This window comes from Sulfurovum sp. bin170 (genome assembly GCF_010892395.1).
In the GTDB taxonomy this organism is placed as follows: domain Bacteria; phylum Campylobacterota; class Campylobacteria; order Campylobacterales; family Sulfurovaceae; genus UBA1140.
The window spans coordinates 1-2,067 of record NZ_JAACKB010000171.1 but is presented as its reverse complement, the minus strand read 5'-3'; the positions used below and the strand labels follow the sequence as shown (position 1 = coordinate 2,067).

Annotated in this window: 1 protein-coding gene; it reads right to left on the bottom strand. The window is 35.2% G+C overall.

Going from position 1 to position 2,067, the window contains the following annotated elements; all coding sequences use genetic code 11:
• Positions 1-31: 31 nt before the first annotated feature.
• Positions 32-2,067, bottom strand: a 2,036-nt coding sequence (locus GSY74_RS03945) for a hypothetical protein (RefSeq protein ID WP_164663805.1), incomplete at its 5' end; no start/stop codon positions are given.

Genomic DNA, 2,067 nt, shown 5'->3' with positions numbered 1-2,067 from the left:
CAAGTTGAAAAACTTGATATTATCCTATCTATTAAGGAAGTTGATAGATGTGAATAGCATTCTTAAGAGCATGTCCAATAGGTGCTATAGGTGTACCACCAGATTGGTTTATACCCTCTAATATGTAGAGTTCATTATTAATAATCTCAACGCCACGAGGGTCATAAACACCATTGTCACGCATATTATAGGTTGCTAGTATCTCTTTAGTCTGCCAGTCAACTTTCAAAAGCTCAAAGTCCGATGTTGTAACCCACAGTATACCTTCTGAATAAGCTAAACCAACGATTCTCCCTGATGGAATATCTAGTAATTTATTACTTAAATCTACTTGATTGGTTTCAAAATTATATATATAGAGATCATCAGTTATTGATACAACAAAATCACCTTCTATAAACTGTGTTGCAGAGTATTCTGTTCCAACATCAAATTTTCTATAATCACTAAGAGCAAATGAGTCATTAATATTCTCTCTTGTTAGTTTAAATACAGCTGCAGTCCCAGGTCCATCTCCTGTAAAGATATAGAGTGTATCTGTGGCCGCATCATATGCAGATGATTCTATATCACATGCACCTATCTGGTCTTCACATGTTGCTTGTATATCTCCATTAGTAAAGCCTCCTAAATCTGCATCATCAAAAACAGATTTAATCTCTTTGGTTGTCAGATCCATCTCATAGATATGGTGAGAGTCATCATCTGTCATCCAGAGGCTATTATTCTCTGAAACATATAGAAGAGCCTCCCCATCTCTAAACTCTTCTAGTCCTGTAATATTAGATATAACGATGCCACCTGTCTCATTTAGGTCACTATTTTCTCTAAGAGTAAGCTGTTGTGCTACTATCTCTCCACTCTCATCTCTCCACTGATTTGCAGAACCAAATGTACTGATAACTTGTGTATCACCATCATCACCATAACTATCTGATAGTGGCGTTACATCTAGATTTGGTTCAGCTTTTAGCTTATAGACCTCTTGGTTGTCTACAACAGCATTTTTAACCCCCTCACCACTTTCTGAGAGTAGCATATTGTCTCCATTGACATTAAGAATAGATATACTAATATCATTATCATTTAAAGCAAACAATCCAATTTGATTTGTTAGTTCATTTTTATTGATATTTAACTTCCAATCGGCCTCATTAGGAGCAAACGGTGCATAGGTCATATCTGTAGGTTCATCTGATATAGTAATAATCGTACCTTTTCGAAGATATGACAATGTTAACAACTCTGGGATATTTGCTGAAAAAACTTCAAGCCCACTCTCTTTTATAGTTATAGTAGCATTTTGTAGATTTAGATAGTCTCTAGTTACCATCATCTCAAACCATGAACCACCATTTCCTTCGACAGTTCCAAAATAGGTATCATATCCACCATCTTTTAATAGTTGAGTAGGTGCAACAGCACTATACTCATTTAGAACTAATGAAGAGTTATTTTCAGGTGTAGTCTCATTTATATCAGGAGAGTACTCTTTGATATAGGTAAAGTCTTGAGTTACTGTTGTGCCACTACTATCTATCCACTGATTTGCAGCTCCAAATGTACTGATAACCTGCATACCAACATCATCTCCATATGCAAGGTCATCAGGAAATATATCAAAAGCTGGATCTTTTTTTAATTTAAAGACCTCTCTACTATCAATTCCTGATCCTAGAATAGCTTCTCCAGCTTTTGTTAGTAGTATAGTACCATCTGATGAGCTAACTGAAATACCTAAGTTTCTATCTGAAGTCTCAAAGCTACCAGATAGAGTTACCAACTCATTAGCATTTAAATTTATAGTCCAATCAGGATTGTTTTCATCCAACGGTGCATATGATAAGTCTGTAGCTTCATGAGATATAGTTAGAATAGTACCTTTTTTTAGAGAACTAAGCTCTGCTAAGTTAGGAAAATTTGCTGTAAAAATTGAACTGTCAATATTTTTGAACACCTCAATAGTAGAGCCTTGAATATCAAGAGAATCCTCTATAACCACTAGCTCTAACCAAGAGTCACCATTTCCATCTATAACTCCAAAATATGTATCATACCCATCATCTT